The organism is Thiomonas sp. TH-17 (assembly GCF_057473305.1).
Map to the genome: position 1 here is coordinate 1 of NZ_JBYCKI010000107.1, position 4,602 is coordinate 4,602.

The following is a 4,602-nucleotide window of genomic DNA, read 5'->3' on the forward strand; positions in this document are numbered from 1 at the left end:
CCCAGCGCGGCCACCAGGAGCCTTCTTCGGCCTGCGCCAGTTGCACCCAGTGCGCCGGGTCGGTGTAGGGGCGGCCGCCGGGGTGCAGCGCCCAGCGGTAATGGCGGTGCGGATGGCCGGGCTCGCTCACGATGCCCGCGTTGTGCCCGCCGCTGGTGAGCACAAAGGTGACTTCGGAATCGGCCAGCAGGTGAATCTTGTAGACCGATTTCCACGGTGCGACATGGTCGGTCTCGGTGCCGACGACGAACCAGGGCGCGGTCACGTTTTCCACCGCGACCGGGCGGCCATCGACGGCGTAGTGCCCTTCGGCCAGGGCGTTGCGCAGGTAGAGCTTGCGCAGGTATTCGCTGTGCATGCGATAGGGCATGCGGGTGGCGTCGGCATTCCAGGCCATGAGGTCGTTCATCGGCGCGCGCTCGCCCATGAGGTAGTCGCGCATCAGGCGCGACCAGATCAGGTCGGACGAGCGCAGCATCTGGAAGGTGCCGGCCATCTGCGTGGTGTCGAGGTAGCCCTGCGACCACATCAGGTCTTCGAGAAAACTGATCTGACTTTCGTCGGTGAACAGGGTGAGTTCGCCGGCTTCGGTGAAATCGGTCTGCGCCGCGAACAGGCTGACACTGGCCAGACGCTCGTCGCCGCGCCGCGCCAGTGCTGCGGCCGCGATGGACAGCAGTGTGCCGCCCAGGCAGTAGCCTGCGGCGTGCACCTTGCGGCCGGGCAGGATGGAAGTCACCGCATCGAGCGCGGCAAAGGGGCCGAGGTGCAAATAGTCTTCCATGCCCAGATCGCGTTCGTCTGCGCCCGGGTTTTTCCACGACAACATGAACACCGTATGACCGCGATCGACCAGAAACTTCACCAGCGAGTTGTGCGGCGACAGGTCGAGGATGTAGTACTTCATGATCCAAGCTGGCACGATGAGCACCGGCTCGGCCTGCACCTTGGGCGTGGCCGGGCTGTACTGGATGAGCTCCATCAGGCGGTTGCGCAGCACCACTTTGCCCTGGGTCGCCGCAAGCTCGTGGCCGGGGCGAAACTGGTCCACGCCAGCGGGCGGGCGTTTGTCGAGCAGGCGCTGGGCATCGTCGAGCCAGTTGCGCAGGCCTTGCGCCAGATTGGCACCGCCGCTGCTCAGGGTGCGCTCCAGCACCTCAGGGTTGGTCCAGAAAAAGTTGCTGGGCGAGAGCATGTCCATCCACTGCCGGGCCATGAAGGCCACCACCTGCTCGTGGTGCGGCGACACGCCGCGCACGCCGTGGGCGGTGGCATCGACGAGTTGTTCGCGCAGCAAAAAGCGCTGGGCCAGCAGATTGAACGGAAACTGCTGCCACTGCGCCGCACTGAAGCGCCGGTCGTTGGGGGTGGGGGCGACGCAGTCGGGGCAGGGCGTGCGGTCGGCGCGCAGGGCGTGCGTGCCCAATTCGGCGGCATAACGCAGCCATCGTCCCTGCATCTCCAGCGCCTGTGCGGCGAGGCTGGCCTGTTTGCCGGGCGAGGCCGCCATGTGCATGCCCCAGTCGGCAAAGGCCAGGCCGAGCGCGGCGGGCGACAGGCCGAGCGTGGCCTTGGCGGTGAAAGCGTGCAGCGCCCGGTCGATCAGCTCGCGCATGGCCTGTTCGCGGTCGGGCGGGGTGAGCGCTTGCGCGTCGGCGGGAGGCAGGGGGATGCTGGGCGCGGCGACTGCTCTCGGCGCGCGAGCCGGAACGTCGGCTACGGCATTGGCGGGGGTCACGGGCGGCGATCCGGCGGCCTTGTTCACGGCTTGTTTCACTGGCAAGGGCGTTGTGGCGGTTGCCGGGGCGGCAGTCCGCAATTTGTGCGGTTTGCGGCTTGGAGCTTGGAGCTGGCTATCAGCAAACTCGCCGGGCCGCACCAAGAGTTTCTGGCCCCTTGTGGGGAGAGCCGAGCGAAGCGCTGGTTTTCGGGGTGGGCTCATATCGCTTCTCCTTGACAGATCATTCCATTTGAATGTCGCAGTGCAGCATGGCACTTGATGCGCATCAAGTCGGCCGGGTATGCAGATGCAACACGCAGATGCAACGCGCCACGCCGTTCTGTCACGCCGCTGGCGAAACACTTCCTGCAAAATAGCACTCCATCATGAAATTACGAGAAAGCCGGTTATGCGCGTCACAGTGATAGGAGCGGGGTATGTGGGTCTGGTGACCGCAGCGTGTTTTGCCGACGTGGGCAATCAGGTCACTTGCATCGAGCGCGATGCCGACCGCCTGTCCGCGCTGCGCGACCGGGCCGAGGTGCCGTTCTACGAACCGGGTCTGAGCGATCTGGTGCGGCGCAACATCGAGCAGGGCCGTCTGACCCTGAGCCCGAGCATCGCCGAAGGCCTGCCCGATTCGCAGGTGTGCTTCATCGCCGTGGGCACGCCGTCGCTGCCCAATGGTCAGGCCGATCTGTCGCAGGTGGAAGGCGCCGCCACGGAAATCGGCCGCGCCATGACCGGGCCGCTGGTCGTGGTGCAGAAGTCCACCGCGCCGGTGGGCACCATTCCCAAGGTGCGCGCGCTGGCCGAGGCCGGTCTGGCCGCGCGCGGGGTGAGCCATCGCTTGGGTGTGGTGAGCAATCCGGAGTTTTTGAAGGAAGGTTCCGCCATTGAAGATTTCACGCGCGGCGACCGCATCGTGCTGGGCAGCGACGACCCGCAGGCCATCGCCACCATGCGCGAGCTGTACCGCCCGTTCAACCGCAATCACGAAAAAATCATGGTGATGGACGCCGCCAGCGCCGAGCTCACCAAGTACGCCGCCAACGCCATGCTCGCCACGCGCATCTCGTTCATGAACGAACTGGCGCGCATTGCCGAGGCGGTCGGGGCCGATATCGAACAGATTCGCAAGGGCATCGGTGTCGATCACCGCATCGGCAGCCATTTTCTCTACGCCGGCGCGGGCTATGGCGGCTCGTGCTTTCCCAAAGACGTGAAGGCCCTGGCGCACACCGCGCGCGAACTCGGGCTGCACGCCGAACTGGTGGAGGCGGTGGAGTCGGTCAACCAGCGGCAGAAGCTGCGGGTATTCGAGAAAATCAGCGACCACTATCAGGGCAAGCTGGCTGGCAAGACCATCGCCCTGTGGGGTTTGGCCTTCAAGCCGAACACCGACGACATGCGCGACGCGCCCAGTCTGGACCTGATCACCGCGCTGCTGCAGGCCGGTGCGCGAGTGCAGACCTGGGACCCGGTGGCGGTGGAAATGGCGCGGCGCCTGCTGCCCGAGCATCCCGCACTGGAGTTTGCCGCCGACGCCCGCGCCACGCTGAGCGGGGCGGATGCGCTAGTGGTCATCACGGAGTGGCATGCTTTCCGTTCGCCCGATTTCACCTCTCTCGCAGCCACCCTGCGCGACCGCGTGGTATTCGACGGCCGCAATATCTGGGACCCGGAGTTCGTGCGCAGCACGGGCCTGCGCTACTACGGCATCGGTCGCGGCTGAATTTTTAGGCGTTTGGAATTGCCGAAATGGGTTGGACGGGTTTTATCTCCCCCAGTGCACGGACTTGTGGAGTGACAAGCAGAGGGCTTCGACGCCGCTTAACTCCATTCGTAAGAGCGTAGGAGGCGTTTAGTTGCCAGCATTCACCATCAAGCGAGAGGCGTATACCGCGATAGAGGCGGAGTATTCATGTGTGCATTCCGCGCGTGAGCTCCGGTTACGCATTATTAAGGACGGTCGGCCAACCTTTTATCGTCAGTGCACACGCTGCGGACACGCTGGGAAGGCAATAGCCAGAGGCGAGGCTATAACCGAGCTAAACGGCTTTGAGGCGCCACCCTTCGACAACGAGCTTGAGCCAATGTGGTACGCACGCAAGCAGGCTTCTTACGTCGCTACTTTTCATGCCATCAAGCCCGCCTTGGAGGCTGAGTATCAAGCGTATCTGTCCTCAAAACTTTGGTACGTGAAGCGCAATGCGGCAATACGAAAAGCTAACGGTATCTGTGAGTGTTGCGAGCACTATCCAGCCACTCAAGTCCACCACATTACATATGAGCGGATTGGCCAAGAGTTGCCATCAGATCTCATGGCCGTATGCTCTTTTTGTCACGAATTGCTTCACGGCAAGAAAGCGCTCTAACCATTCAGTTCACCGGGGAAAAACCCTGCTGCGTGCTCTTTGCGCGGTTACTTCAAGCGTTGACCACCGCCACAAGCTATTCGCTCATCCTTTTTCCGCTCTACACGCCTCAAGCCCGACAGACTCCTTGGCCCGGGTCCTGTCAGTTAATCGGCACGATCTCCTTGCCGTACGGGAAGAAGGCCAGACCGGCCAGCTTGATGTGCTGCAGGGCGAAGGGAATGCCGATGATGGTGATAGCGCACAGCACCGCCGAAACCAGGTGTCCCAGCGCTAGCCACCAGCCGAACAGAATCGCCCAGACCAGATTGCCCAGGGCGCCGATGCCGCTGCCCAGCGTGCCCGCGGGTTTGTCCGCCACTTTGCGGCCGAAGGGCCAGAAGCTGAAGGCGCCGATGCGAAACGCCGCAATCGCCCAGGGAATGCCGATGATGGTGATGGCGCAGATCAGCGCGGTGAACCACCAGGCCAGGCCCATGACAAAGCCGCCGAGGATGAACCAGA

At 63.7% G+C, this 4,602-nt stretch carries 3 protein-coding genes; 1 reads left to right on the forward strand and 2 read right to left on the reverse strand.

Features of this window, described 5'->3' with window-relative positions; genetic code table 11:
• Positions 1-1,615: PHA/PHB synthase family protein (locus AC2VLV_RS06610; protein ID WP_486989219.1), on the reverse strand; the 1,615-nt coding region annotated here is incomplete at its 3' end.
• Positions 1,616-2,129: 514 nt separating this feature from the next.
• Here AC2VLV_RS06610 and AC2VLV_RS06615 point away from each other — a divergent pair.
• On the forward strand, positions 2,130-3,455 hold the full coding sequence (locus tag AC2VLV_RS06615; protein ID WP_486989217.1) for a UDP-glucose dehydrogenase family protein: 1,326 nt from the start codon (positions 2,130-2,132) through the stop codon (positions 3,453-3,455).
• 785 nt (positions 3,456-4,240) lie between these two features.
• Here AC2VLV_RS06615 and AC2VLV_RS06620 read toward each other — a convergent pair.
• The coding region (locus tag AC2VLV_RS06620; RefSeq protein WP_486989218.1) for a YccF domain-containing protein at positions 4,241-4,602 on the reverse strand (362 nt) is incomplete at its 5' end.

Coding starts and splice junctions, on each gene's coding strand:
- AC2VLV_RS06615 (WP_486989217.1), top strand. CDS start 2,130: ATGCGCGTCACAGTGATAGGAGCGGGGTATGTGGGTCTGGTGACCGCA.